This is a genomic window from Streptomyces sp. NPDC025638, assembly GCF_055558775.1.
In genome coordinates, this window is the sequence record NZ_JBVHLX010000007.1 from 90,697 (window position 1) to 116,232 (window position 25,536).

Annotated in this window: 16 protein-coding genes; 10 read left to right on the top strand and 6 right to left on the bottom strand. The window is 68.3% G+C overall.

The window, feature by feature from the left end; translation table 11 throughout:
- Window positions 1–29 precede the first annotated feature (29 nt).
- The 4 genes from ACZ4EG_RS19525 to ACZ4EG_RS19540 all read left to right on the top strand — a co-directional run bounded on the left by ACZ4EG_RS19525 (window position 30) and on the right by ACZ4EG_RS19540 (window position 2,727).
- Window positions 30–341 carry a calcium-binding protein gene (locus ACZ4EG_RS19525; protein WP_467791447.1) on the top strand — a complete coding sequence of 104 codons (312 nt, stop codon included), beginning with the start codon at window positions 30–32 and terminating at the stop codon, window positions 339–341.
- A gap of 50 nt (window positions 342–391) precedes the next feature.
- On the top strand, window positions 392–1,618 hold the full coding sequence (locus tag ACZ4EG_RS19530; RefSeq protein ID WP_467791448.1) for a hypothetical protein: 1,227 nt from the start codon (window positions 392–394) through the stop codon (window positions 1,616–1,618).
- Between the two features lie 72 nt (window positions 1,619–1,690).
- Window positions 1,691–2,089 (top strand): hypothetical protein, encoded by a 399-nt coding sequence (locus ACZ4EG_RS19535; protein WP_467791449.1) that lies wholly within the window; start codon window positions 1,691–1,693, stop codon window positions 2,087–2,089.
- Between the two features lie 137 nt (window positions 2,090–2,226).
- Entirely contained in the window at window positions 2,227–2,727 is a 501-nt protein-coding gene (locus tag ACZ4EG_RS19540; RefSeq protein ID WP_467791450.1) for a hypothetical protein, read from the top strand.
- A 109-nt stretch (window positions 2,728–2,836) separates the two neighbouring features.
- On the opposite strand, the gene ACZ4EG_RS19545 is transcribed toward ACZ4EG_RS19540, so the two are convergent.
- On the bottom strand, window positions 2,837–3,283 hold the full coding sequence (locus tag ACZ4EG_RS19545; protein WP_467791451.1) for a hypothetical protein: 447 nt from the start codon (window positions 3,281–3,283) through the stop codon (window positions 2,837–2,839).
- Window positions 3,284–4,125: 842 nt separating this feature from the next.
- Between ACZ4EG_RS19545 and ACZ4EG_RS19550 the strand changes: the two genes are divergently transcribed.
- Genes ACZ4EG_RS19550 through ACZ4EG_RS19560 form a run of 3 tightly spaced genes read left to right on the top strand, consistent with a single transcriptional unit; the run spans window position 4,126 to window position 5,463 of the window.
- The gene (locus ACZ4EG_RS19550) at window positions 4,126–4,587 is read left to right on the top strand and encodes a hypothetical protein (RefSeq protein ID WP_467791452.1); all 462 of its coding nucleotides are present in this window, start codon (window positions 4,126–4,128) and stop codon (window positions 4,585–4,587) included.
- Entirely contained in the window at window positions 4,584–5,018 is a 435-nt protein-coding gene (locus ACZ4EG_RS19555) for a polymorphic toxin type 27 domain-containing protein (RefSeq protein ID WP_467791453.1), read from the top strand. Before ACZ4EG_RS19550 ends, ACZ4EG_RS19555 begins: the two co-directional genes overlap by 4 nt.
- A gap of 37 nt (window positions 5,019–5,055) precedes the next feature.
- On the top strand, window positions 5,056–5,463 hold the full coding sequence (locus ACZ4EG_RS19560; protein WP_467791454.1) for a hypothetical protein: 408 nt from the start codon (window positions 5,056–5,058) through the stop codon (window positions 5,461–5,463).
- A 397-nt stretch (window positions 5,464–5,860) separates the two neighbouring features.
- Here ACZ4EG_RS19560 and ACZ4EG_RS19565 read toward each other — a convergent pair whose 3' ends face one another.
- The gene (locus ACZ4EG_RS19565) at window positions 5,861–6,328 is read right to left on the bottom strand and encodes an ATP-binding protein (protein ID WP_467791455.1); all 468 of its coding nucleotides are present in this window, start codon (window positions 6,326–6,328) and stop codon (window positions 5,861–5,863) included.
- Between the two features lie 184 nt (window positions 6,329–6,512).
- Between ACZ4EG_RS19565 and ACZ4EG_RS19570 the strand changes: the two genes are divergently transcribed.
- Both ACZ4EG_RS19570 and ACZ4EG_RS19575 read left to right on the top strand, forming a co-directional pair.
- Window positions 6,513–7,379: a helix-turn-helix domain-containing protein gene (locus ACZ4EG_RS19570; protein WP_467791456.1), complete on the top strand. Its 867-nt coding sequence runs from the start codon at window positions 6,513–6,515 to the stop codon at window positions 7,377–7,379.
- Window positions 7,376–7,561, top strand: a complete 186-nt coding sequence (locus ACZ4EG_RS19575; RefSeq protein WP_467791457.1) for a DUF397 domain-containing protein — start codon at window positions 7,376–7,378, stop codon at window positions 7,559–7,561. The genes ACZ4EG_RS19570 and ACZ4EG_RS19575 overlap by 4 nt, the downstream gene beginning before the upstream one ends.
- A gap of 112 nt (window positions 7,562–7,673) precedes the next feature.
- On the opposite strand, the gene ACZ4EG_RS19580 is transcribed toward ACZ4EG_RS19575, so the two are convergent.
- From ACZ4EG_RS19580 to ACZ4EG_RS19595, 4 genes are all read right to left on the bottom strand, one after another.
- Complete coding sequence (locus ACZ4EG_RS19580) at window positions 7,674–8,924, bottom strand: hypothetical protein (RefSeq protein ID WP_467791458.1); 1,251 nt, start codon at window positions 8,922–8,924, stop codon at window positions 7,674–7,676.
- 67 nt (window positions 8,925–8,991) lie between these two features.
- A complete protein-coding gene (locus ACZ4EG_RS19585) occupies window positions 8,992–13,047 on the bottom strand; it encodes an Eco57I restriction-modification methylase domain-containing protein (RefSeq protein ID WP_467791459.1) in 4,056 nt (1,351 codons plus the stop codon).
- Window positions 13,047–16,013, bottom strand: coding sequence for a helicase-related protein (locus ACZ4EG_RS19590; RefSeq protein WP_467791460.1), 2,967 nt, complete (start codon window positions 16,011–16,013; stop codon window positions 13,047–13,049). The genes ACZ4EG_RS19585 and ACZ4EG_RS19590 overlap by 1 nt, the downstream gene beginning before the upstream one ends.
- Before the next feature lie 33 nt (window positions 16,014–16,046).
- A complete protein-coding gene (locus tag ACZ4EG_RS19595; protein WP_467791461.1) occupies window positions 16,047–22,343 on the bottom strand; it encodes a protein kinase domain-containing protein in 6,297 nt (2,098 codons plus the stop codon).
- A 205-nt stretch (window positions 22,344–22,548) separates the two neighbouring features.
- Between ACZ4EG_RS19595 and ACZ4EG_RS19600 the strand changes: the two genes are divergently transcribed.
- Window positions 22,549–25,521 (top strand): sigma-70 family RNA polymerase sigma factor, encoded by a 2,973-nt coding sequence (locus tag ACZ4EG_RS19600; protein ID WP_467791462.1) that lies wholly within the window; start codon window positions 22,549–22,551, stop codon window positions 25,519–25,521.
- The last annotated feature ends 15 nt before the right edge of the window (window positions 25,522–25,536 follow it).

The window sequence follows — 25,536 nt, forward strand, 5'->3', positions numbered from 1 at the left end:
TGTCACCCCGACATCGTTAGTGTTGCCCCATGGGCGCGTTGGACACGGCCGAGCTCAAGGCCATGATCGAAGAGGCGACTGTCGACGCCTACAACGAGGACGAGCAGCTGACCGGACTGTTCACCATGCTTGAGGAGCACCTCGACCTGCCCTTCACCACCGCGGTTCTCGGCGTCGAGGTGACCGTGCGCGGCATCGACCTCATGCCGGACGGCAGGATCGTCGCCCTGTGCTCGCGCGGTGGCATGCGGCAGTCGATCGGAATCCTGGATCTGCCGTTGCCCAGCCCGGCGCCCGAGGGCGCGGAGTGGATCGAGGCGTACCGTCACTGGGCCGGTTGAGGCGGGCACCTCACGCCCACGCGAAACCGGCTTGTGTGAAAGGGCTGAACATGGCTGACGCCGTACGGGGCACGCATCAGGGTGTCGGCGATCCGTCGCTGACCGACCTCATCGAGCGCAGTGCCGAGTTGAAAGGGCAACTGGTCACCTTCGGGCAGAGCTCCCGCTTCGACCGGTGGTTGACGCCCCTCCTGCTGGAGGCCGCAGGGCCTGAGCGACAGCTGGACGAGGGCGAGGCGATCCGGATCGTCGACCACTTCATCCTGCGGTACCGCCTGCCGGACGGCTCGACCGTGGTGGACCGGTTCGTCGCCGGACGGAAGGACTTGACCGCGGCCGACCGCGAGATGCTGCTCGGCTGGCGTGACCCGGTCGAGGGCATCTTCGAGGTCCAGCGCAAGGAAGGGGATGCCGTCGTTCTGCTGAACCTGGTCGACGACCTGGAGTACCGCACGTACTCGAATGCCGGGCGGGCGGCGTTCCGTGGAGTGTCCAAGGGGGGCTTCCTCCACGCCTGCCTGGTACCGGTCCATCCGGCGCGTGGGTCGTGGCTGGTGTCCGGGGCGATGTCGCGCTACCCCAGGTCCAGCGCCACCGAGATCGCCCAGGCCGCTCTGCAACTGGCCACCAGCCGGCCCGAACTGGTCTTCCGCAACCCCCAGAAGATCGAGCAGGGATGGCAGGCGATGCGGGAGGACCGGGCCGCGTTCGTCGAGTTCTGCGGCGGCGACGAACTGGTCCTTCCGCCTGCCGAGGCCGAGGACCTCCTCAACGCCTACTACCGCCACCGCCAGGAGGCCGCCGTCGTCGGACATCCCAACCGTGCCCGGGACAGCCGGCTCCCCGGCTTGGACCTGCCCCTTTTCCAATTGCCGCCGGAACTGGCGGGCTCGGACACCATCGGTGTCATCTACGACCAGGTCGACGGACTCAACTTCTACGCGGATTACGGGATGCTGCGGGACCTCTTCGCGGCCCCGGCCCTCGCGGGCCGCAGGCAGCACCAGGACCTGCTGCGCACGTACCTGCGCGAGGAGTCGATCGGGCCACTCCCGATCCGCCGGCTGGCCGCCTCTCACCCGGAGACGGTCGACGCGGTGTTCCGACAGCTGCTGCGGAAGCCCGGGTTCACCTGGAGCGAGCACGGCGAGGCGCTGCTGCGCCGACGCAAGCCCTGGTACTACGAGAACGAGCCCCGCCCCGGTGCCTCCGTGATCGGCGACCGCCTCGGTGCGCTTGCTGCGGGCCGTCGACAGTCACCGTTCACACGGCCGTGATGCTGCGCAACACTGCCTGTCGTCCTTCCATACGGCGTATCCGAAGGTCACTGCGTGAAAGGTGGCGGAGGCTTGACCGACTGGATCTACATCCTCAATCCGAACAAGGACACACTGGACGGAGAGCCCTCCGACAAGGGGACGATCCGCCGCCTCGCCCATGAAGAACCCGAGCTCGACCTCTGGCTCAGCCGCCGCAACCGCATGTGTCGGGGGGATCGCCTGTGGTTCTTCTTCAGCAATCCGGAGGCGGCGGTCGCGGCGGTGGCCGAGATCGAAGGTGAGCCGTACGAGGATGCCGACGACCCGGAGTTTTCCTACCGGGTTGAGGCGACCTTGCTGCCGGAGGCGACGGACGCGCTGTACCGCGACCCGGTAGGCCGGGAGGACCTGGCCCTCGGTCAGGTGCGGTCGGTGCAGAAGGTGAAGCCGGAGGCGCTGCCGGTCCTGTTGGCGCGGGCCGGTCTGTGAGATGGCTGCCGGTGCAGGTGCGTCGGCCCGGCCCGGAGTCCTGGCCGTGGCTCGCGTGACCGGGCACGGAACGCGCGTCATACGGGAGGGGAGCCGTCGATGCACCGTGCGGCCGCGCCCCGGCTATCGTGATCGGCATGCCGTCCACGCACCTGCTGATCATCGGAGACCGTGCCGCCCTGAGCTGGGTGGTGACCGAACAGCGGATGGCTTTCCCGGCGGGCCGGTCCAAGGCGGCCCGTGCGCTGGAAGAGGGCGACGAGATCTTCCTCTACACCACGCGGGGCTGTTTCCGGAACCCGACGCGTGACCTGGGGCGCGTCATCGGCCTGGCTACGGTCGCCAGTCCCGTACGAGTCCTGGACGAGCCGGTCGTCTTCGGGGAGCGCTCCTTCACGGAAGGGTGCCGCCTGGAGGTGTCCGGCCTGGCCCGGTTCAGAGAAGGGCTCGTCCTGCGCGACCTGGTTCCGCGGCTGTCGGTCTTCCCCGACCCGGCCACGTGGAGCGTCCGCATGCGGCGGGCGTCGTTGACGCTGCCGCCGGGCGACGCCGACCTGGTGCGAACCGAACTGGAGCCGCTGTTGCGTCCCTATGGCGAGGCCGTAGAGGGGTACCGCAGGGAGCCGGCATCGGCCTGAGCCGGTGTTCGGCCTTGACAGGGCTGCCGTTGAGGCATGGCCCACGCGGGGGCGGAGGGCTCACTGGTCAGCGATCGCCCTCCGCCAACCTCGTTTCCGCGGCGGGGCGTCACCGGTAGTCGTCGGGGTGGGACTGCATCCAGGTACTGACCTTGTCCCGGGTGTCCAGCAGGAGCTTCTGGTGCTGCTTGAGGTTCGGGAAGGAGAAGTCGCCTTCGAGGGCTTCCTGCATCGAGCGGATCCAGGTGAGGGGACCGGCGAAGTGCCCGCTTTCCTTGGGACTGGATTTCATCGAGTTGTACAGGTCATCGAGATTGGTCAGCACCCGGGTAAGGAAGTACGCGCAGTTGCCCGGGGTGGTGCAGCCGTCGTTGTAGGTGGCCTGGAGCACGGCGAACGCGTCCCGGACCTGCGGCACCGCCGCTCCCGGCGCGGCCTCCGTGGTCGGGTAGCCCGCGGTCCCGGAAGGGCTCGCCGCCGACGGGCCGGGACTCGCCGGGTCGCTGCTCGTGGTGGGGATCGTCGCGGTCGAGGACGGGGTACCGTCCGAAGCCACCGCCGCGGCGCTGTCGTGTCCGGAGGCACTGTCATGCCCGGACGAGCACGCCGTCAGCAGGACCGCTGCCAGCAATACCGGCGCTGCGCGACGCGCGGCTGTGGCTGAGTGCACGAGTGTCCCCGGGGTGATCGACTTCCTTGCACACACCGCGTGCGGGGCCTCTGCCCCATTCATGGCATGTCCATGCAGGCCCACCTGACGCACCCCACCCGCCGTCCAGTTCAAACTCCGTTAACAATGGACTGTGATCTCTCCGATCTCCTCGATACCCCGGAGCGCCCACCGCCCTGCGCAAATGGGTTCGCGACGACCGGAACCGCGCCCCGGGCGGCGGGGGTTCTCCGTGCGGTTCGTCGGCGCGCAGCGCGATCTCGTCAACGCCAATCGAGGTACTGCACGTCCTGCATGCCGTACTACTGTCCATTCACAGCCTGTTCGCCTCGGAGGAGGCCTTCCACGAACAGCTCGGCTTCTTCCGAGAGCACGCGTGGAACCTCGCGAACGGCCTGGTGAAGGCAGTCGAAGAAGCTGTCTCGGCCGACTGATCCGAGCAGTTCGGATGCAAGAGGCCCCGCCGATGCCGAGCCGAACAGGTTCCGGCTCGGCAGGCCTTCGGTCTGTGTGCAGTCCGCCTGTTACGTGCGTGGGCTGAGTCCTACGGTGGCCGCATGGGCAGGGCAGGGACGGGGTGCCCCGGCTGCGGTGGGCCTGGTGACGGACGATGATCCGGCTCCGCGGTTGTGCCGTAGGTGCGGTGGTGCGCTGATGCCGGCGGCGAAGGCGACGGCGGTGTTCTGGTCGTCGAAGTGTTTGCACGCACTCACACCAGGAGATGTCTAGTGACGCACATAGACCCCGAGAGTCGGGCCAAAGCCAAGGCACACGGGCACCCGTATGCTTCGGAGGAAATCATCGCCGCGGGGTACGACCTGGCAGGCCGGGTCTGTCGAGAACTCCACCGTGCCGGTCTTCCCGCGCATGTCCAGCTTCCGGCGGTGCCGAGTCAGCCCGGCGTCGGGGTGGAAGTCAACGACATCCACGGGGAGTACGCCGGCGGCCTCTACGTACGCTGGAGCGCCCCAGAACTGGCGGAGGCCGCTGTGCGGGCAGTGGCAGAACGGCAGGACCCGGCGGCGCCGGAGTGGAAGCGCTACGCCGAGGTCGTTCTACTCATGCAGACGGCATTGATCGGGATCCTGCGGCTGGCCGGCTTCTCCGTCGTGCGGGCCGAGGAAGTCGACGACGTCGCCGAGGGTGATGTGTACGTTCACGCCGATGCAATTGACAGGGAAGATTCTTGACCCGAGCAGGTCGTGAAAGACGCCCGCCCTGCGGCAACCACGCCGATCCGGCCCTCGGTCACCAAGCGTGTTCCGCTGGCTTCCATCCTCACGGCGACGGGCGTCCTATCTGGATGACCGGCGTCGAGAAGGCGCTGGACAATAAGTCGGTGAAGTTGAGCATCTCGCTGGACGGTGTTCCGAAAGCGAAGACTCCGGCGGAAGCCCTGGACAAGCTCATCGAACGCGGGAAGCCATTGGTGGGCGGTGACTGGCGGGCAGTGGCCAACCCAGGAAGCAACAACGGCACCGCGTGGGAACTGCCGACGCTGCGCCTCAAGTTGATGTTTGGACGTCGGGACTTCGACGCCGTCGACTGGTACATCACAAAGCCAGGTGACAAGGTGCCGAGCCTCGTCAAAGACATGCCGAAGCCGGACTGGGCCCAGTGACCCGAAGACGATCCCGAGGACAGGAAGAACGCGAAGAATGCCAGATTTCGCACGAGAGGGACGTCTGTTCCGGGTGGTCAGCTTCTCGGCGTCGCACCGGCAGTTGCTGCTGCGCAGCGATCCCACCGCGATCGACGCAACGGACACCCGCGTCGAGGTGTACTTCGGGCATGTGGAGCTCATGCTGCTCAAGCCCATCTACGAGAAGGGGATACACGTCCGCCGGGCGTCGGAGGCGGAGTTCGCGGTGCTGAATGAGCGTCATGACCTGCCCGCGGGGGATGCGGGCTTCACCTGGATGATCGAACCGGACGGGGACGGCTTCGTCGTCTCCGGCAACCCCTCATGGCGCGAGGCGGACCGCGAGTTCGAGGACCCGTCCCTGTTCGACTTCGCCCAGCCCTGGCCACCGGACTTCCCCATGGAGTACGGCAGCATCGGATGACGCGCTGAGGGCGTCCCCTCCGAGACGATCAAAAGCGTGCTCACCCTTGCCGGTTTCCGCCCCCGTGACGCGGCCGAGCTCAACGACCTGGCCCCGGGAACCCATGTCGCAGGCCGGCAGCCGAGACAGCCGGTACTTCGGTGCCCCGGTCTCAGGTGCTCGCGGCCGCGTACATGGCTCTGCTCGGCAGTATCGAGCTGGCCGGCGAGGACACCGTCGACGACGATGACGCCGTCAAGATCACCGAAGCGTGGACGGGGACCCTGCTGAGGCGGATGGACCAGGCGCCTGACGAGGACCGGCAGGAGCGTGCTGCTGGGCCGCTACGACGCTGCGGGCCGCCTGCAGTACACCGGGGCCACCTTCCTGCCCGAGGCGGCCGTCCCGTAGGGGCGACTCACTCACTGGCCGGCACGGGTTCGTATCGGCCGAGGGTGAGTTCGGCCCATACGGTCTTGCCGCCGGGCGGATAGGGCTCGGTGCCCCAGCGGTCGGCCAGGGCGGTGATGAGGAGGAGGCCACGGCCCGTCTCGGCGTCCGGTGGTGTCTCGAGGCCCTTCGAAGTGGAGGGTAGTTGGTCGGCGCGGGCGTCGGTGACGGCGATGCGGAGGACACCGGCGGATGGGTGGTTGAGGGTGAGCGCGAGGCGAAAGTCGCGGCCCTGGACGCGGCAGTGCAGGACGGCGTTCGCGGCCAGTTCGGCGACGATCTGCTCGGCACGCTCGATGACGGTGGGGGACACCTCCCAGGAGCGCAGCTGCTCGTAGGTGAGCAGGCGGGCGAGGCGGGCTCCGCGGCGGGTGGACGAGAGCTGCTGCGCGAAGTTGCGCAGGGGAGAGCGGAGCTGAGGCGTGGTCGCGTTCATGGGGCCACGGTGCCGGGCGCGCGGGAGCGTGATCCAGGGGTGCGGCCCGTACGGTGCGTCAGCGTACGGACACACTCCGTGGACGGTACGCGAAACCTGCGGTCACGCTGGGTGTTGTCCAGTGCGGGGACGACGGCAACGGCCATCGACGGCCATGCAGGCAGGCATCTGGAGGTGACCGCGTATGACGGGCGGTGGCGTGGGGGCGAGCGACGAGCTGACGGTCTGCGAGGCGGAACGGGAGCCGGACCCGTCGGACAGTCTGCGGACCTTCGGGGCCGTCGTCCAGGCGTTACGGGAGAACGCGGGACTCAGCCGGGCCGAGTTCGCGGAGCTGGTCCGGTTCTCCAAGCACACGGTGGAGTCGGTGGAGCTGGGGAGGCGGATGCCGGACGAGTCGTTCGTGGAGCGGGCGGAGGAGGCGCTGGGCAACACGGGGGCGTTGCGGAGGTCGGCGCGGTTTCTGACACGGGGGGAGGCGGGGCTGGCGGCTTGGTTTCGGCGGTGGGCTCGGCTGGAGCGGGTGGCGGTGAGCTTGTGTACGTATGAGTGCCGGTTGGTGCCCGGGCTGTTGCAGTCGGAGGGGTATGCGCGAGCGGTGTTCGACAACAGCATCCCCCCGCTTTCCGATCAGCAGTTGGAGGCGCAGGTCGTCGCTCGACTGGAGCGGCAACGGATGCTCACTGAGCGGCCCAACGTCCCGTTCAGCTTCATCGTGGAGGAGCACGTTTTACGGCGGCGGCTTGGGGGTGTCGAAGTGATGCGAGGCTTGCTGGATCATGTGCTGGCACTCACCGCTCCCAGGAACGTGACGTTTCAAGTCATGCCGATGGACGCCGAGTATCACGCGTGCCTCGACGGTCCCATGCGCTTGCTGGAAACCCCTGAACGTCGGCGGATTGCCTACTCGGAGGGCCAGCAGAACGGCCGTCTGATCACCGACGCGAAAGAGGTGAGCCTGCTCTGCCAGTGCTATGACACACTGCGGTCGCAGGCCCTGCACCCCAAAGACTCACGGGGCCTGCTGGAGCGACTGCGAGGAGAGCTATGAGCAACCCCGAACTCGCCTGGTTCAAGTCCAGCTACAGCGGAACCCAGGGGGACGACTGCGTGGAGGTGGCCGTCACCGAGCAGGGCATTCACGTACGGGACTCCAAGGATGCGATGAGCACTGCCCTTGCTGTGAGCCGGGACGGCTGGTCGCGCTTCCTGGACTTTGTGGCGGAGGCCTGAAGGCGACGCGTCACGCAGGCCCACAGACGAATGCCACCGCGACGTGTGAACCGGCTCTTCGCAGTTGAGGGTGTACTTGCGGCTGTGCACGTGGCTGACGGTCGGCGCTCACTCAGCCTTCCTCGGCGCGTTCCTCCTCGCCCCCGCGCCGACGGCGCGCCCGCTCGGCGATCTCACTCGAGAGCTTGCCCTTGACCGAGTTAGCCCGGTCGAGGGTCTCGTTGCCGAGGCTTCTGGCGGCATCAACGCCTTTTGCCCCTGTCTCGAGCGCCTTGTCCCTCACGTCCGCGGCCGCGTGCACCCATCGCCTCGCTTCCGATGACCGGCGACCAGACTCAATCCCGAGCCGCCCGTGGAAGTCGTGGACGCTGGTTGCGACATGGTTGCTCGACTGGACTACGGCCGGGGACTTGGTCGGGTGTAGCAGGACCTTCGCGTTGGCCGCGTCAGCAGCCGCATTCATCCGGGCCACCAGACGCTCGGTGCTCCGTGAGATAACATCCAGCCGCTTCTGTCGGGCAACCCGAAGCCCGAGGCGATGCCGGTCCAGCTCGTCCGGAGCCGCGTCCAGCACTCGATCGAGTTCCAGCACAGCGATCGCGTCCTGCAATTGGAAGCAACGAGCAAGCACAGCGAGCCACTCCCGAGCCTTGGACTCGACTTCCTTGGCAGTCGTGGCGCGGTCACCGATCTTGGTCTTGCCCTCCATCTTCTCCGCGAGTGCATCGAGTTGACGCAACGCGTAGGCCTGGGTATCTGCGATCGTCGTCGGTGCGGCCTGCACCTTCGACCACGTGACCTCGGAGACCCGGCCCACCTGCTCCCGGATGGTCATGGCCTCCTCGATGATGAGGTCCACTCCGATCATGCGGGCCACCACAGCGTCCTTCTGGGCACGGAGCACGTCGTCGACCTTCTCGTCGATCCTCGCGAGATAGTCGGTGATCTCGTCCATGGTCTGCTGCATCGCGAGCTGTGCCATGATCCCCGCGGCACCAGCCAGATGCGCCGGGTTGGTCAGGAACGAGCCGGCCCCCTTCTCGACCTGGAGCCAGTTCTTGATCGAGCCAGGTTTCCCCACCATCGCATGGCTGATGCCTGGCGTCTTGGTTTTCATCAGCCCGAACTTCTTGACACGCTCCGCGGACTCCTTGGTCAGCTTCACCCACCGACCGGAGTTGGCGGCAATCTCCGAACCTGCCTGAGCGGCTGCGGCCCCGATACCGAAGACGGACTTGAGCCGTTGTACACCGAGGTCCTTCGACGGCATTCCCTCCGAGAGGAGGAAGCGTTCCACATCCGTCTCATTCCCGATGACTACCAGCCCATCACCGTCACTGATCAGCTGAATCTCGTTGGCCATTGCCCGCTCCTGAAGTGGCTTGTCGCAATTGAGGATGGTCGGGGTGCGCGCGGCGATCGCCGGGCGTTCAGGCGGGGTGTCGGGGGCCGTGGCCCGGGGGCGGGGTGAGGGTGGAGGTGTAGTTCTCGCCGTCCACCAAGGGGTTTTCGAGGCTTACGCCAGCTGCGGCCATGCGGTCGTATTCGGTGAAGATCAGGTCCTTGGTGCGGTACGAATCATATTTTGCGATGTCTTTCTGCTTGACGATCGGGAAAGTCTCCATGATGTAGTCGACGTCTGCCCGCTGGATACCGTAGAGGTGGAAGAATAGTGCGTCGAGCTCGGCGCGAATGACTGCACGCCTGTCTTCGTTCCATTGGAATGGACCGCCTTCTTCGATCAATTCTTTAGCGAAGGGGGCCATTTCGCAAGAGGTGTACGTTAGTTCAAGAATGCGGGGCTCAATAAAAGATTTATGAGGATTGAGATCGCTTGGACGCAGTACGGGAAGCTGCATCAGGTAGCCATATGTGAGATGCGTTCCGCCGATTTTCTGGCGGGCGGCGTAATCTAGGGCAAAGGACGATAGTTGTGCGATGAGCAGGCTGAAGTCATGAGACGCTGGCGCGAGCGCAAGCGGGAAAGTGTGCCCTATACCCGCCAGGGGCATTGTTGCAGCGATCAGGGTACGCTCATCGGTGGCACGGCAAATGTCTCGCCAACCGAAGAGCCATGCTCGTTCCCAGCCTTTGACCCTCAAACGATAATTTACCTCGTCGGCGGGAACCCAGTAGCGGGACAGTACCGAGAAACCTGCATCCTGTTTAGCCACAGGTGTGGTGCGAGGCAGCACAGCATCTACGCGGCCGGCGGCGCGATCACGGTAGTCCCCAAATCGGTGGTCATAGTGATGCAGCATCTTGGCTTCATATAGAGGTAGATATTGCTGACCGGCGCGATAGAAGACGTTGCCACGAAGTCTCCAACCGTCCCGCTCCAGCTCCTCAGCGGTGCGGAAGAGGGCGGAGTCGTTGGCCATATCGAACATGCGCAAGAAGATAAGGCCCCAGGGGTTGCTCCCGCGTTGGCCTTCTGAATCAGGCTCTCGGATCAGAACGGATGCGCGCCGGTAAATCCCTAGAGTGATATCGGCATCGCGACTCGTTTTGAAGACAGGGCAACTTCCAGTGTTGGGATTAACTAGAGTGATGTCCTCTGGGGAAAGCTCAAAGGTTCGCCCAGCTTCGTCAAGTTCACTTGGCAATCCCAGGTCGAATGCGAATTTAGCCGCGCATTCCCCTGCGGTGCGGCCACTAATCGCAAGCAGGCAAAACCTGACGTCTCCGTGTCCTACATTCTTGAAGAGGCCGCGATTGTTTCGGAATCCGAAGACGTGGATAAGCTGGTTTGATTGAATGATATCGCAAATGAAGGGGGCCGTTGTTGCATCGCTCACGATGCCGGTCGGCACAATCACACCAAGACGACCTCTTGTGCTGAGTATTGACCGGTTATTCTCGACGAAGACGGCGTACGTGTTGATGTCTCCCCGGCCGGTAAGCGGGTAGCGCATTGACGAGCGCAGGAATTGACTTTCGCCCTCTGATTGGCGTTTGGCTGCGGTGAAATCGGCGAAGAGGTCGGGGTTTTTCTCAGGCAAAGCTGTGATGAGTCGCTTGCGCGCAGCGGCATTCGGGGCATTGGCGATCCTCGTATCACGCTGGGCGAAGAACTCCTGTTCTTGGAGCTTGATCCGTTCCCACGGCGGATTCCCCAGCACACACGAGAAGCCGCCAGCCCATCCCGCCGACGGATCAACGTCGCCGTCCGCAGCCTCCGAGACTGTGAACACCTCCGGGAACTCCAAATGCCAGTGGAAGAACTTGTACTGCTGCGCGAGGCGGATGATCTTGTCATTCGTCCTCACCGGAATTCCCGCGCCCGCGCTCTGGAGGTCCCGGAAGACTCCTTCCGTCACTGGGGTCGGCGCTCCCTGCACCTTGGGCCAGACGAAGGCGGCACACCAGGCGTCGCTGATGTGTAGAGCACGGAGGTACTCCGCCGACTGTTCCAGCTCACGGAAGCGGCTGGACTGGAGCCGGACGTCGCGCAAGGTGTTGGTCGCTGCCGCGGTGATGTCCCGCAAGCTCGCCGCGAACGCCGCGTTCGACACCCAGATGCGCTCTTCCGTATGGAAGCTCAGCTGGCCCCCGCGCTCCGCAGCGTTGCGCTTCTTGATGGCCGAAGCGATCTTTTTGTCGTCCCCCTCGATCGGCTTGAACGCATCGTCAGGGATCCCCTTTGCCAGTAGCGCCGGCGTAGCCCCAATCAGCGCGTTGCCGTGCTTGATGTGGGCGTCCAGGAAGCCCAGCGGCTTGCCAGGCTCCAGGGCCTCCAGCCACAGCGACACCTTGGCCAGCTCGACCGCCATCGGGTTGAGGTCCACGCCGTAGATGCAGCGCGCGACCACCTCGTGCAGCGCGTGCCGTACCGCGTCGATCGTCGGCTCCGGGTTCTGCTCCCGTACCGCAGCCACCCGCTTCGCGATCCGCCGAGCCGCAGCCACCAGGAAGTGGCCAGATCCGCAGGCCGGGTCGCAGACCGTCAGGCTCAGCAGCTCCTCCACGATGGCCGGGCCCGCGTCCGGCTGCCCCGATCGCGTCGCCCGGATCTCGCCCCGCTTGACCGCGTCGTCGATCACCGGGTCCAGCGCCGAATCAAGCAAGCACTCGATCAGCGAGGACGGGGTGTAGTACGAGCCCGTCGTCTTCCTCGCGTTGCCCGCCAGCTCGACCAGTTCGAAGGTGCGGTCGGTCGCGTTGTGCTTGGGGACCAGCTCCAGCAGGGACTCGTAGATCGAGCCCAGCTCCTCCGCGTCCAGGTGGCGGTAGTCGACCACCCGGTTCCGCTTGCTGCTCGTGTCCCGGACGATCGACAGCGCACGCACTGCCTCCAGCAGCGGCTCGTTCGACACGGACAAGCCGTGCAGGACCTTGTCCGCCTCCGTGTCGTCGAAGATGCCGCCCAGGCCCGGCAGGCCCAGCTCCGGCAGGCCGTCGTCGTTGCCCAGACCCGACAGGACGAAGCGCAGCGCCTGGTACAGGTCACCGTGGGCCGTGCCCCGGCGGCGCTGGGCGTGCCGGCGCAGGCGGGCCGAGGAGAAGTACGCCGCGTACCGCTCCTTCGCCGTCTCGTCCGCCGACGGGGAAAGCAGGACCTCGCGGTCCTCGGCCACGAACAGGAACAACAACCGGTAGACCAGGCGCAGGAGCGCGTAGTGGAAGGTCTTGACCTCCAGGCTCTCCCTCAACTCCCTGTTCTCCGGGTGCTTCAAGAAGCCTGTACCCAGCGTCGTGATCGCCCGCTGCACGCCCTTCCGGAGCTGATCCAGCGCCCGCGTCCCCGACGCGATCGCCTCCGTACGCCACTTCTCCAGCCAGCACGCGGACGGCGCTGCGTCCTCCGCGACCTCGAAGCGCGACACGTACAGCAGGCGGTACAGCAACACGAACTCGCTGAACAGCTCGCCGTCGAAGATCGCCTCCAGGTCGAACTCGACGTACGACGCCGTGGCCAGCGCGCTGGAGTCCCGGAGCAACCGCACCTGGCGGCCGTTCGTCAGGATGCCCCACAGGTGGGCCTCGGTCCGGTTCAGGCACTCCTGGAGCATCGACTGCGGAGGGACCGTGCCCGCGCCGCCCGGGCGCTTGTCCAGGTTGGCGTTCCACGCCACCTGGTGAATGAGTGCGTGCTGCCAGCGGTGCGAGACCTCGAACCGCTTCTCCGCGTCCGAGTCGGCCGTCACGCCCTCCGTGCCGATCGGCGTCAGGCGGCCGAAGCCCAGCTCCCGCCACAGCGGCGCCAGCCAGTCGGCACCCGCGCGGCCGGTCGGGTCGGTCGCGGGCAGGCCCGTCTCCCGGTCCTCGGGGAGGTGCTTGCGCAGTTCGCGCCAGAGCGGCTTCAGGTACTCCCAGCTGCGCTCCGCCTCGTCCCGTACCGAACGCGACGACGGCAGGCCGTAGTCGGCGGGCTTCGAACCTGGGACGTCCTTGCCCTCGGAGATGCGCAGCAGCATGTCGGCCGGCAGCAGACCTCCGACCGTGTGGACGGCGGTGAACACCTGGTTGCGAGTCGTGGCGGACATCAGGCGGACGCTCCAGAAACAGCAGCAGGGGCGGGGGAGGAAGCAGAGGGGTTCGCGGGCAGGTAGAGGTACGCGCCGAGGACGTCGGCCGGCTTCTGGGCCGTCACCGACAGGCCTCGGACGATCTCGCCGGAGGCCTGGCGCACACGGCGGTGCGCGGCGTCCAGCTCGGCGGCCAGTTCCTCGCCGTACGACTCCAGGTAGGCGTTCCCATCCGGGAGTTGGTCGAGGATGCGCTTCATCATGCGCTCGCCGAAGTGCGGGTCCGTGTTCTCGGACGCCGTCGCGTCCAGCAGGGCTGCCGCACGCTCCTGCGGCAGCCACACCGCGTTCTTCGGGGAGCCCTCGAAGGCCAGCAGCCGCGTGTCTTCCGCGACCAGCTGCTTCTCGCCGCTGCGCGACGGGAGGGTCAGGTGGAAGCGGTAGCGGACCAGCAGCAGGGTCGTGCGCGTCGTCACCGCGTCCGTCGTCACCACACCGCAGCGGCGTGCCGGGCGGGCGCCGTCCGCCTGCGTGTCCAGTGCCGCGTTCAGGACGTGCGACGCCAGCGCGCCCACCACCGGGTCCGTCCGCACCAGCGCCGCCTCGCCACGCGCCACCGCCGGGTCCGTCCGGAACGGGATCGGGCGGTCCTGCTCGATCACCTCCGCGCCCACGGCCGTCGCCAGCGCGTCCCGCAGGCCCGCCGGCGTACCGCCCACCTGGGCCGTGAAGTCCTCCGACGGGTCGGCTCCCCGCAGCACCGCACCCAGCGAGCCCAGGGCCTCCCGTACGAACGTCTTCACCTCGCCCGTACCGCCCAGCGCCTCCCGGATCGCGGCGACCTCCCGGGCCACCTCCTCCGGGTGGATGGAGCGCTGCGCGAACCGCGAACGCGACGCCTTCTCGCGCTCCGCCGCCGAGTTCCAGTCGCTGTCCAGCTTCGCCGTGCTCACCTTGAACGCGTCCGCGCTGAACAGGGCGTCCTCGTTCTCGCGGCCGCGCATCAGCAGCCACTCCACGATCGCGTCCGTCACGCCCGTCGACAGCTCGTCCGGGACCGACACCGAGATGCCCAGGTCCTTCTTGATCTGGCGGTGCTTCTTGATGAGCACTTCGAGGACCTTGCCGTCGATGCCGTTGTCCTCGCCGTACAGGGTGATGACACGGACCTCGTCGCGGCGCTGGCCGTAGCGGTCGACGCGGCCCTCGCGCTGGTCGTGGCGGGTGGGGTTCCACGCCAGGTCGTAGTGGACCACGGCGTCGAAGTAGTGCTGGAGGTTCACGCCCTCCGACAGGCAGTCGGTGGCGATCAGCACCCGGCGCGCGGCGGCGTCCTCGCCGGCCTCCGTCGCCAGCGCCTCGATGTTGTCGATGCGCTGCTGCGGCGACAGTTCGCCCGTCACTGCCTTGACGACCGTCTTCGCGCCCAGCGGGCCCCGCTTCTTCGTCTCCGGGTCGTTCGCCAGCTGCTCGGCCAGGTACTTGGCGGTGGGGATGTAGCGGCAGAAGACGATCGGGTTGTAGCCGTCGGCGAGCAGGCCCTTGAGGTGCTTGATCAGGGCCTTCAGCTTGAGGTCCTGCGCCGGGCCCTCCAGCTCCTGCGCGCGGTCGGCGAGTTCGGCCAGGCGCGAGCGCGGATCGTCGGCCTCGATCTCCGCGCCCGGCGCTACGTCCATGCCCTCCATCGAGTCGCTGTCGGCCGCGTCGCTGTTGAGAGGGGCGCCCAGCTTGTCGGCCTCCTCCGCCGAGGACGCGACCGCCGCCGCAGACCTCGTGCGCAGCGTCTGCGCCGCCGCACGCGGCGACGACACCAGCGAGCGCAGCAGCGCGATCGCCGACCACCACGCTATTCGGGCCTCCCTCCGGCCCCGGCCGTCCGCCTCCTCCACCCGCTCGCTCGCGTAGGCGATCGCGTCGTCCAGCAGGGCCCGGTACTCCGGGGACAGCTTGTACGTCTCGTCCTTGAAGTAGCGGTCCGAGGGGAACGCGGTGCGCTCGGCGAGCGAGTCGTCGGCCAGGCCGTCCTCCTTGGTGAGGTACTGGCGTACGTCCGCGCGCTTGCGGGCCACGAAGTGCTGGGCCAGCAGCTTCCTGCCCGTCTCCGACTCCAGGTTGACGTGCGCCAAGTCGGGCTTGACCAGGCCCAGCAGGTTGCGGAACGCGGACTCCTTCCCACTGTGCGGGGTCGCCGTCACCAGCAGCAGGTGCCGTTCCGCGTTCTCGGCCACCCGCCGCAGCAGCTCGTAGCGCAGCTGGTTCTGCGTGCCGGTCTTGGTGTCGTCGGCGGCCACGCACGTGTGCGCCTCGTCGACGATCACCAGGTCGGGGCAGTGCCGTACGAAGTCGTCGCGGTGGCGGGTGGACTTGATGAAGTCCGTGGAGACGATGACGTTCGGGTAGCGGTCGAAGAGGGACTGCCCGAGGTCCAGGCCGCGCTCCAGGCGGGTCACCGTCGACGACAGCACCAGCTCCGCGTCGATGCCGAACTTGCTGCGTAGCTCCTGCTGCCACTGCTCCGCCAGCGCGGGCGAGCACAGCACGGCCAGGCCCGACGCCTCGCCCTGCGCGAGGAGTTCGCTCGCGATCAGGCCCGCCTCGACTGTCTTGCCGATGCCGACGTCATCGGAGATCAGCATGCGGACCGTCTTTTGACGCAGTGCCATCAGGAGCGGGACGAGCTGGTACGCGCGTGGTTCCACGGCGATGCCGGCCAGCGAGCGGAACGGGCCCGCGCCCGAGCGGAAGCCGATGCGCAGGGCCGTGCGGAGCAGGCCGGCCGCACGCTGGTCGCCGAGATCGCTCGGCTCCGGTGCGGCGAACCGGGCCTCCTCGACCGTCTCGAACGCCGGGAACACGGCGGCGACATCGTCGTCCGAGCCGCCGAGCGGGCGCAGGACGAGCAGATCGGGCTTGCTCTCGGGGAGCACCACCCATTCGCGGCCGCGGGCCTTCACCAGGGAACCGGCGGAGTACGTGAGTGCCATGTGTGTTTTCGAGTCCTCAGGAGAAGGCGGTCGTCAGTTGGCGGTCGGCGTGCCGAAGTAGCGGGCGTTGTCGGCGGCGATGGCGTCCCAGTCGGCGTCGTGCGGGAAGCGGACGACGTCCCAACTGGCGTTGAAGAGACGGTCCTCGGCGTCCTCGTCCCGGAAGGTGTCCTGCTCCTTGTCGGGGGCGTCGACGAAGACGGCCACGTTTCCGCCCGGGAGCCGGTACACGAAGTCGGGCATCGCGTTCGCCTCGGTGAGGAAGGGGCCCGCCTCGTCCGGCAGGTTCAGTCCCCGGGCCTTCGCCCAGCCCAGGAAGTCACCGCGCGCTGCCAGTTCGGCGGCGGCCGAGGCATCGATCGCCGTGGGTGCCGCCGGGGTCTGGTCGAGCAGCCGCCGGTACTGCTCCGACCGCGACTCACCGCGCGACTCGCGCTCCGCCGTCGCCGAGGCGAACCGCACCAGCAGGTGCCGGGCCGCGTGGCGGTTGATCAGCGCGTGGTCGAGCTGGTTGCCGTACGTCAGCAGGCACTCGTAGCAGCCCAGGGCGCAGGGGCGGTCCGGGTGCGGGCCACCCAGGTCGGTGCCGTCCTCGTCGAAGTGGCAGATCGACAGGGCGTATTGGGCCGCCTTCGCCAGGGCGTCCGGCTCCGCCTGGAGGCGGCGCAGCACGCCCGCGCCGCCCTCGGCGGCCTCCATGAACAGGAAGCGGCCCCGCGGTCCGCCGTCCGGCGGCAGCAGTTCGCTGGACAGCTCGGCGTCCTCCAGCTCGAACGCGGCCTCGATTCCCCGCTCCAGCGCGTACATCAGGGTCAGCGCCTCGGGCTCGGGCAGCGCCTCGTCGAGGGTGACGACGAGGATGTTGCGGCGGTCCTCGACGTACGGGATGACCCGCTTCTTGCGGCGCCGTTCCTTGCCGTCCTCGTCGACCACGGGCAGCTCGCTGGAGTCGCCGGAGGCCTCGGCGGCGTCCTTGTCGTTCATCCAGCGGCCGTCGGCGAGGTCGAGCCAGTAGCCCGCCGGCTCGTCCTTCTTGGCCCGCACCCGGCCGAGGTTGGTGATGCGGACGGTCGCCGAGTCGCCGTACGCCAGATCGGCCAGCGGCGCGCCCGTGGCGTCCGCGACGGACGCGTTGAGGCGGCCCTTGCGGGCGCCGTGGTCCTGGAAGCGGTACGACATCTCCAGGCGGAAGCCGGCCCGGCGGCGCTCCTCCTCGTCGGAGGAGATCCGCTCCCGCCGCGTGGTGTACACGGTGTGCAGCTGGAGCAGGCCGTGGGTGGCCGCGCCCAGCGGTTCGTCGCACATGTGGCAGCGGTCCTGCCGCTCGGCCGGGTCGTGGTGGTAGCCGCACTGCGCGCAGCGGCGGGCCTCGCTGGTCGCCAGGTCACCGGAGGAGTCCGGCGGCAGCTGGATGCGGGTCACCTGGTAGCGGGCGCCCTCGTGGTAGATGAGCGCGCCGGGCCCGAACTCGCGGATGGCGAGGAAGCGGGGGCGCTGGAGGTAGTCGCCGTCGCCCCGGCGGCGGCCGATGGTGGGAATGTAGGCGGCCAGCGGCAGGCGCGGGAAGCTGTAGCCGGGCAGGAAGCCCTCGGAGGCCAGGTAGCGGTAGGGGTTGAAGTCGGAGAGCACCGACTTGCTGTCGACGCTCTCGTTCATCAGCAGGTTGAGTTGCGTCTCCGCCTCGCGGCGGCGGGCGTTGGCCCGGTTGCGGTCGCTTTCGGTGAGGCTGTAGTCCAGGCGCCGCTTGTTCTGGATGTACTGGTCGTCGAGCGCCGCGCGGAACAGCTGCCGCCACCGGTCGAAGGCCTGGTCGAAGCGCTCCGGCACCGTGCGGACCCGGTCCTGGATCCAGTCGTCGTGCCACCACGTCGTGTCCGCGAAGTCCGGCAGCAGCGGGCCGAGCACCCGCAGGGCCGCGTCCACCGTGCGGTGCTGCGCGGTCTCGTCCAGGGAGGCGTCGAGGATGTCGGGGAGCAGCTCCAGGGCGGGGTTCGGGCGGTCGCCGGTGTCCGGGTGCGACACGTCCAAGATTTCGGGTATCGCGCGGCCCAGCTTCAGGCCGGCCTCCGCGATCCATATGCCCTGCAGATGGGAGAGGACCAGGTCCTCGTTGGCGAGGTCCAGGCGCGGCGGGGCCACCGCGCCCGCCACCATCCGCTCCGAGCGACGGAAGTAGTACTGGTCGTGGCTGTTGCCCGTCGCACAGTACGTCGTCACCAGCGCGGGCTGGCCGCTGCGGCCCGCGCGGCCCGAGCGCTGCGCGTAGTTGGCGGGCGTGGGCGGCACGTTGCGCATCATCACCGCATTGAGGGAGGAGATGTCGACGCCCAGCTCCATCGTGGGGGAGCAGTACAGCAGCTTCAGCTCCGCCTTGCGGAACGCCTCCTCGCGCCGCTCCCGCTCCTCCGGGGCGACCTGGGCGGTGTGCTCGCGGGCGAACAGCCCGGACAGCGCGCTCGCCGCCTCCTGGTACAGGTCCCGGAAGAAGGTGTTCACCCGCGGGCCGTCGCCGCTGGGGTAGGTGCGGGTCAGCGGGTCGTGCGTGCCCGTCTCGCCCTTGCCGGCGCGCCAGATCAGCGACTGGGCCGCCACCCGGTAACCGGTCGTGGCCGGCGTCGTCGGCCTGCGGTAGCGGCCCGCGCGCTGCGGGGCCTCCGCCACCTCCTTCACCAGGCCGTTGGCGGCCAGCACCGTCAGCAGCTCCGCGATGACGAGTTGCAGATCGTCGGGGGAGAGGTTCTTGAACGAGGCGTCGGCGCGCTTGAGGTACTTGCCGAACTTGCCGCGCGCCGAGACGAACAGCCCGGAGCGGTCCAGTCCCCGGCCCGACGGATGCGGGTAGGCGGTGCCCACGCGCGGCCGGTCGGAGGCCGACAGCACCCACGGGTCCACCAGCCGCTCCTCGCTCGCCCGCTGCAACGCGTCGAAGTCGTCGCGGAAGTACGACACGTCGATGGCGAGCGAACGGCGCATCTCGTTGAGCAGCACCTTCATGATCTCCGCTCGCAGCGCGGGGTCGGCGTCCCGCAGCGCCGCGTGGGTGTGCGCCCAGCGGTCCTGCTTGTCCGCGACCCAGCGCAGGTCCGCGTAGTCGATCTCCAGCAGGCCCGTCTGCTCCAGGTTGGGCATGGTGATGCGCCAGCCGCGCTCCAGGTCGAGGTAGAGGCGGAAGGCGACCACGTCGCGCAGGGTCTTGGCCGCGGACTTGGCGAGCGTGGGGGGTTGGTCGGCCTCGCCGGTGTAGTCCATGGGGCTGATACCGAGCGCGTTCGTCACCGCAGAGGCCAGCTCCTCGTGGGTGAGGCCGTCCTCGCCCGCGTCGAGCGCGGCTCGGTACAGTGCCCCGCGCAACTGGGTGATCTGCACGAAGTCGTTGAAGTGACCGGCCTGGAGCGAGGCGTCCTGGCGGTTGTCGACGAAGGTCAGGAGCTTGCGTGCCTCCTTGTCCAGTGCCTCCTCCGGCACCGACTTCAGGGACCGCACCACCGAGGCCGAGATGAGGGAGGTCGCCGAGGAACGGCCCTCCTGGTCCAGCGTCGCCAGCTTGGCGAAGTCCCGGCCGCGCGTCTGCTCGTAGGCCACACCGCAGTGCAGGCAGAACAGGAAGGGCGACGGGATGAACGCGGCCTGCAGCTCGCCCCGGCCCTCGTAACCGAGCGGGTCCACGGTGACGGCCCGGGGCACCCGGTCGCGGTATGTCTTCCTGAGCACCTCCTGGCCCTTGTCGTCCAGTTCCAGCCAGGACTCGGGCAGCCGGCGGTCGTCGACGGCGTACTGGACGCTGGACGGCCAGGGCCGCTCCTGGTCGATGAAGAGGTAGCCGTCGCCCTGGCGCCCGCCCGTGGCGGAGGTGTCCCGACGGGCCTCGTAGCGCACCTCGCCGTCCTTCTCGGTGCGCCAGACGGTCAGGTACTCCTGGCCGCACTCGCGGCAGAAGGCCAGCGGCATCAGCAACTTGCCGCCGCTGCCCGGCTGCTCCAACTGGTACGAGCGGGTCAGGTGACGCGAGAGCTTGTCCTCCAGGGTGACGTACACGGTGTCACCCTTGGAGAGGAACTGGTGCAGCCGGAACGCGAACAGGGGGCGGTCGGTGACGGGGTGCCGGGCCTGCGAGCCGGCCTCCAGAGTCGCCTCGATGGCCTTCGCGCAGTCCTCCTTGGACACCCCGGAGCGTTCCGCCAGTTCGCCTGCCGCGACATCGATCTTCGTGGGGCGACGGCGCACCAGACGACCAGTGGCCTCGTCCGTGGCGAGGCCGAAGCGCGTCTCGATCCAGCGGGCCAGCGGGTCGCGCACCAGATCGTCGTACGCCCGCGGCGGCGCCGGCGAGGTCAGGCGCTCGGCGGGGACGGTGTCGGGAGCCTCGTCGGTGGCGCGTACGAGCGTCTCGCCGATGACGTGCCCGGGGCTGACCGTCGTGCCGAACAGCCGGCTCGCCACGTCGGCGACCACGTTCTTCTGGTCCTCGACGGTGCCCTCGGTCGACATGGTGGCCGAGGTGCCGATGCACTGCACGTCGGGCGCCTGGCAGGCCTCGCGGACCCGGCGGATGAGAAGGGCCACGTCGGCGCCCTGCCGGCCGCGATAGGTGTGCAGTTCGTCGAAGACCAGGAACTCCAGGCCCTTGGCCATCTTGATGAGGCTGGCCCGGTCGGCGGGCCGGGTCAGCATCAGCTCCAGCATCACGTAGTTGGTGAGCAGGATGTCCGGCGGGTTGTCGCGGATCTCCTTGCGCTTCTCGTCGTCCTCCTGGCCCGTGTAGCGGGCGAAGGTGACCGGCTCGTGGCCCTCGCCGTATCCGTCGCGCAGATACTTCTCGAGTTCCTTGAGCTGACTGTTCGCCAGCGCGTTCATGGGGTAGACGATTACGGCGCGCACCCGCTTGACCGCTTTCGGACCTTCGGAGTCCCGCTCATGAAGGACGCGGTTCACGATCGGAACGATGTACGACAGCGACTTGCCGGAACCGGTGCCGGTGGTCAGCACGTACGAGGCACCGCGCGATGCGGCGTCGATGGCTTCGCGTTGGTGGCGGTGCAGGGTGAGCGGGCGGCCGTCCGGGACCGTGCCACCCTCCGTCTTGCCCGCCTGGAAGATGCGGGCGCACTCCGGGTGGAGGACCTGCTCCCCCACGATTTCCGCGACCGTGCCGCCGCTCTGGAAGAACGGGTTGAGCGACAGCCACGGATCGGGCCACTGCGACTTGTCGTCGAGGTCCTTCTCCACGAACGCCGCGATGCGGTCGTCGCGGATGACGGTGCCGCCCTCCGTGAAGTCGCGGTAATCCTTGATGAGGGCCCGGTGCACGCCGAACACGTCCATCGCCGTGCCGGAGGCGGTGACCGGGGCAGGGCGTGGGGCGGGTGCAGTCGACGAGAGCTCGGCGGGACGTGCACCGGACGCGAGCAGGGGCCGCGTCGGGTCGAGGGCGCTCCAGTGGGGGAGATGGGGAGTGTTCGCGTGCCGGGTGGCCAAGGGGAGCAGCGCCTCGCGGACTTCGGCGGCGTTCGCGGGACGGTCCGCAGGGTCCTTCGCCAGCAGCCGTCCGACGAGGCGGATCAGCTCGGCGGGTATCTCGCTGCGGATGGGGGCGAGGGGCGTCGGTTCGACCTCAAGGTGCTTGCGGGCGAGTTCGTAGGGCGACTCGCTGGTGAAGGGCGGTACCGCGACGAGCATTTCGTACAGCACACAGCCCAGCGCGTACAGGTCGGCGGCCTGGGTGACCTGGCGGGCCTGGAACTGCTCGGGGGCCATGTAGCGGGCGGTGCCGACGCTGACACCCGTGCTGGTCAACCGCGCCTCGTCCGGGTCGTCGACGATGCGGCCCATGCCGAAGTCGAGGACCTTGACGGTGCCGTTCCGAGTCAGCATGACGTTTGCCGGCTTGAGGTCGCGGTGCACCACGTCGGCGGCGTGCGCAGTGGCGAGGCCGTCGGCGATCTGGGCGCCGATGGCGGCAGCCCAGGCGATGGGCAGCTGGCGCTCCTCCTCTATGAGGTCGCGCAGCGTTTCGCCGTCCAGGAACTCCATCGCGAGATAGGGCAGTCCACCGTCCTCGGTGACACCGCCGGCGATGAGCCGCGTGAGGTTGGGGTGGTGGAGGCGGCGCATGATGCGCACTTCGCGGGCGAACCGGTCAACTGCCTTGCTGTCGGCGCCGGTGTCGATCAGGGCGCCCGTACGGCTGCGGAGGATCGTCTTCACGGCGACCATGCGTTCGGGGCTGCCCTCCAGGGCCTGCAGATCCTCGGCCCGGTGAACCTCCCCCATGTTGCCCTTGCCGATGACTTGCCCGATGCGGAATCTGCCATCGATCAGCGCGTGGCCCACGGCCGCTCCCCTGCCCTCATCTCACCGTCCCGCTAAGGGACTTGCCCCCTGCACGTGCTGCCGATTCGCTCATGTCGCTGAGCGGAAAGCACGGTCCCGGTTACCGTACACGAGGGGTGTCAACTTTCATAGATGTGAGATCCGTTGACACTGTTAACGCGTCACCTCTACGGTATGGCGTGTAGTTGGGGTGGGAGTGGACGACATGCGGCATCAGGCAGTCGGCGTACAGGGTGCGCCCGTCACCAGGGCTGCACTTGCCGAGTTGCTGGTTCAGCTCCGGCGCGCGGCGGTGGACGGCATCGTGCCGGAGGGTGCGTTCATGGCGCAGGTGCAGAAGCTTGGACTCGGGGAGGCCGAGCGGGAGCGGCTGCGGGCGGAACTGGCCAGGCTTGGGGTGCCTGTCCAGGAATCGGTGGCGCATACAGATGGCGACCATCCGGATGTGGAAAGGGTTGCACGGAATCGTGTAGAAAATGTGTTCCCTCGGGCTGGCCAGGTGCTGGCGCTGCTCGGGCGCTACGCGGACGCCCAGGGCCAAGTCACGTCTCGGGCCCTGGAAGGGGTCGTCCGGCTGGCTGGACTCAACACGCGCGAGGCGGCGGCACTGCGGGCGGCAACCAACGTGCAAGCGGCCGAGGGAACGAGGGAGCACGGTCCGGACGAAGAGGGTGCACCGCTGCCCGAGCCGTCCGAGCCGCCCGGGGCTGTCGTGTCGGCGGACGGTGACTTCGCCGCTGCTGTGGTCGCAGGCATGTCCGTGCTGGAAGAGGACCGCTTCCGTCGGCGGGCCGAGAAGTATCTGCTGACGGCCGAAGCGGAGGTCGGCCTCACCGTGCTGCTGCGCGGCGGCGCGGACCATGTGGGGCAGGAGCCCACGGACGCGGAGCTGAGCGCCCTGCCGCCCGGAGACCTCAGGATCCGGGCCCGGGACTGCCTGGTACTGCACAATCTGCGGCTCGTGCATTCCCTGGTGCGCCCCTATCTGGAACAGGGGCTGGACTATGAGGACCTGGTCCAGCACGGCGCCCTGGGGCTGATGCGGGCCGCGCGGAAGTTCGATCCGACCATGGGCAACAAGTTCTCGACGTACGCGACCTGGTGGATCCGGCAGTCGATCACGCGGGGCATCGCGGACGAAGGTGCCCTCATCAGGATCCCGGTTCATATGCACGAGCAGATGCGCAAGGTGGCGGCCGCCGAACGTGCCCTGGCCGCGCAGGGGCGGGCCGCGGGGGCGGCCGACGTGGCTGTCCACTGTGACATGAGTGTGCGCAAGGTAGAGGAGATCCGGAAGCTGAGCCGGCGCACCGACTCGCTGGACCGCGTCATCAGCGACGGCGCCACCCTCGGCGACCTCCTGGGGGAGGTCAATGCCCTGCCCTCGGTGGAGCACGGCGTGCTGGACACACTCCTGATGGACGACGTGATGTCCGTCGTGGACACGTTCGACGAACGCAGCGCCCGTGTCCTCGTCCGGCGTCTCGGCCTCGACGGCGACGAGCCCTCCACGCTCGACGAGTTGGGGCGGGAGTTCGGGGTGACCCGGGAGCGTATCCGGCAGGTGGAGAGCAAGACCCTTCCGATGTTCAGGCAGCGGCTGCGGATGGCAGGAGTTGCCGGCGCATTCCGGGATTGGGACGGGCAGGGAACCGACGAGGACGGGGAGCAGGGTCGCTCGAAGAAGCGACGAGCGCGTGGCAAGGCTCCGGCTGCCGTCGCTGTCACGAAACCGCGACCGGACGCGGAGCGGGAAGCACCGACCGAGGAGGAGACGGCTGAGGCGGACGAGAGCGGTCGGCATGAGGAGGAGGTGCTCGAACCTCCCGCGGAGACGGCCTCTTCGGCCCACGTATTGGTTTCGGACGAGCCCCCTGCCCCAGCGGTGCCCACACCGACTCCGCCACAGGCCTCGGAAACCCATGTACCCCGATCCATGGGGTACACGGCGGACTGGGACAAGGCAGTGCGGATGTCGGTGACGTTCGAGGGGGGAATCGAGTGGCTCGCCGAGTACGCGCTGCTCGCGCTGGGACATTCCCAGCTCACGGTGATACTCGGGCCGGCTGCCGTCGCGGCCGTGGTACGCGCGGTGCGGGAGCGCGGGACTCCGGACCAGCAGGTGCTCGCCGCCCTGGAAGTCCTGCAGCGGGTCTTCGACACTCTGAAGCATGCCGGTTACCGGCCGGAGGACTTCTTCGAGCGGCCGGCCGAAGCGCTGGTCGGTGTGACTCCGCGAGCGTATCTGGCGAGGAAGCCACTGGTGAACACCGAGTCACGCCTTGCCCTGCGCGACGCACTGCGGGAGTTCACCGCCGAGGTCTCGAGGCCAAAGCCGGCTGCGGAGACGTCGACCGGGATCGCGGAGGATACGCAGGACCGCTCCACGAGCCCATCGGAAGAACGTGCCGCGGAACCGGCCCCCGCGCCCGAAGAAGCGCAGTCGTCCAGACCCGGCCCCGGCACTGACCGGGGGGTACAACCCGTTCGGAGCCAAGCGGAGGCGGACGAGGAGCCCGCCCCGCAGCAAGACGCTGCGGAGGAGGAACTCGCGCGGTTCCGCGCCGAAGCCGACCTGCAGCTCGCCGAAGTCCGCCGTGAGCACGAGGTGCAGATGGCACGCGTGCGGGTTGAGTACCAAGAGTGCCTGGCCGCGGAGCGGGAGGCCGCCGACGTCCGGGTCGCCGCAGCCGAGGCGCAGACCGAGCGGCAGCTGGACGCCCTGGAAGAGGCACTCCTGCGCCGTGTGGACACGTCACTCGTGCGGCGTGAGCGGAGTGTCCGTGCCGAGTGCGAGGAACGCCTTTCGCAACGCAGTGAAGAGCACCGGGCGGCACTCCAGGAAGCGGTCCGCCGGGGCGAGCACGCCGACTTCTACCGGCAGCGGGCGGGCGAAGCGGACCGGCGGCTGCGCCAGTACCGCGAGGACACCGAGGCGCGCATCGCCGACCTGGAGGCCAGGCTGCGACGGGCCGAGTCCCTGCTCGCCGAACGGGATCACGCTCTTCAGGCAGCCCGGCAGCAGGTGGAGGCGGTCGAGCAGCGTGCCGCCGAGCACCTCGCCCAGACCGAGCACGACGCCTGGGCGCGCATCACCGAACTCCAGGAACAGCTTGCCGCGGAGCGGGCGGGCGGCACGCCCCGTACATCGTTGCGGGACCGCTGGCGTCGGCCCTGACGCCCCACATGCCTT

What these genes read in the sequence shown, in the direction of transcription:
- ACZ4EG_RS19525 (WP_467791447.1), top strand. Translation starts at nt 30, where the DNA reads ATGGGCGCGTTGGACACGGCCGAGCTCAAGGCCATGATCGAAGAGGCG.
- ACZ4EG_RS19530 (WP_467791448.1), top strand. Translation starts at nt 392, where the DNA reads ATGGCTGACGCCGTACGGGGCACGCATCAGGGTGTCGGCGATCCGTCG.
- ACZ4EG_RS19540 (WP_467791450.1), top strand. Translation starts at nt 2,227, where the DNA reads ATGCCGTCCACGCACCTGCTGATCATCGGAGACCGTGCCGCCCTGAGC.
- ACZ4EG_RS19560 (WP_467791454.1), top strand. Translation starts at nt 5,056, where the DNA reads ATGCCAGATTTCGCACGAGAGGGACGTCTGTTCCGGGTGGTCAGCTTC.
- ACZ4EG_RS19565 (WP_467791455.1), bottom strand. Translation starts at nt 6,328, where the DNA reads ATGAACGCGACCACGCCTCAGCTCCGCTCTCCCCTGCGCAACTTCGCG.
- ACZ4EG_RS19570 (WP_467791456.1), top strand. Translation starts at nt 6,513, where the DNA reads ATGACGGGCGGTGGCGTGGGGGCGAGCGACGAGCTGACGGTCTGCGAG.
- ACZ4EG_RS19575 (WP_467791457.1), top strand. Translation starts at nt 7,376, where the DNA reads ATGAGCAACCCCGAACTCGCCTGGTTCAAGTCCAGCTACAGCGGAACC.
- ACZ4EG_RS19580 (WP_467791458.1), bottom strand. Translation starts at nt 8,924, where the DNA reads ATGGCCAACGAGATTCAGCTGATCAGTGACGGTGATGGGCTGGTAGTC.
- ACZ4EG_RS19585 (WP_467791459.1), bottom strand. Translation starts at nt 13,047, where the DNA reads ATGTCCGCCACGACTCGCAACCAGGTGTTCACCGCCGTCCACACGGTC.
- ACZ4EG_RS19590 (WP_467791460.1), bottom strand. Translation starts at nt 16,013, where the DNA reads ATGGCACTCACGTACTCCGCCGGTTCCCTGGTGAAGGCCCGCGGCCGC.
- ACZ4EG_RS19600 (WP_467791462.1), top strand. Translation starts at nt 22,549, where the DNA reads ATGCGGCATCAGGCAGTCGGCGTACAGGGTGCGCCCGTCACCAGGGCT.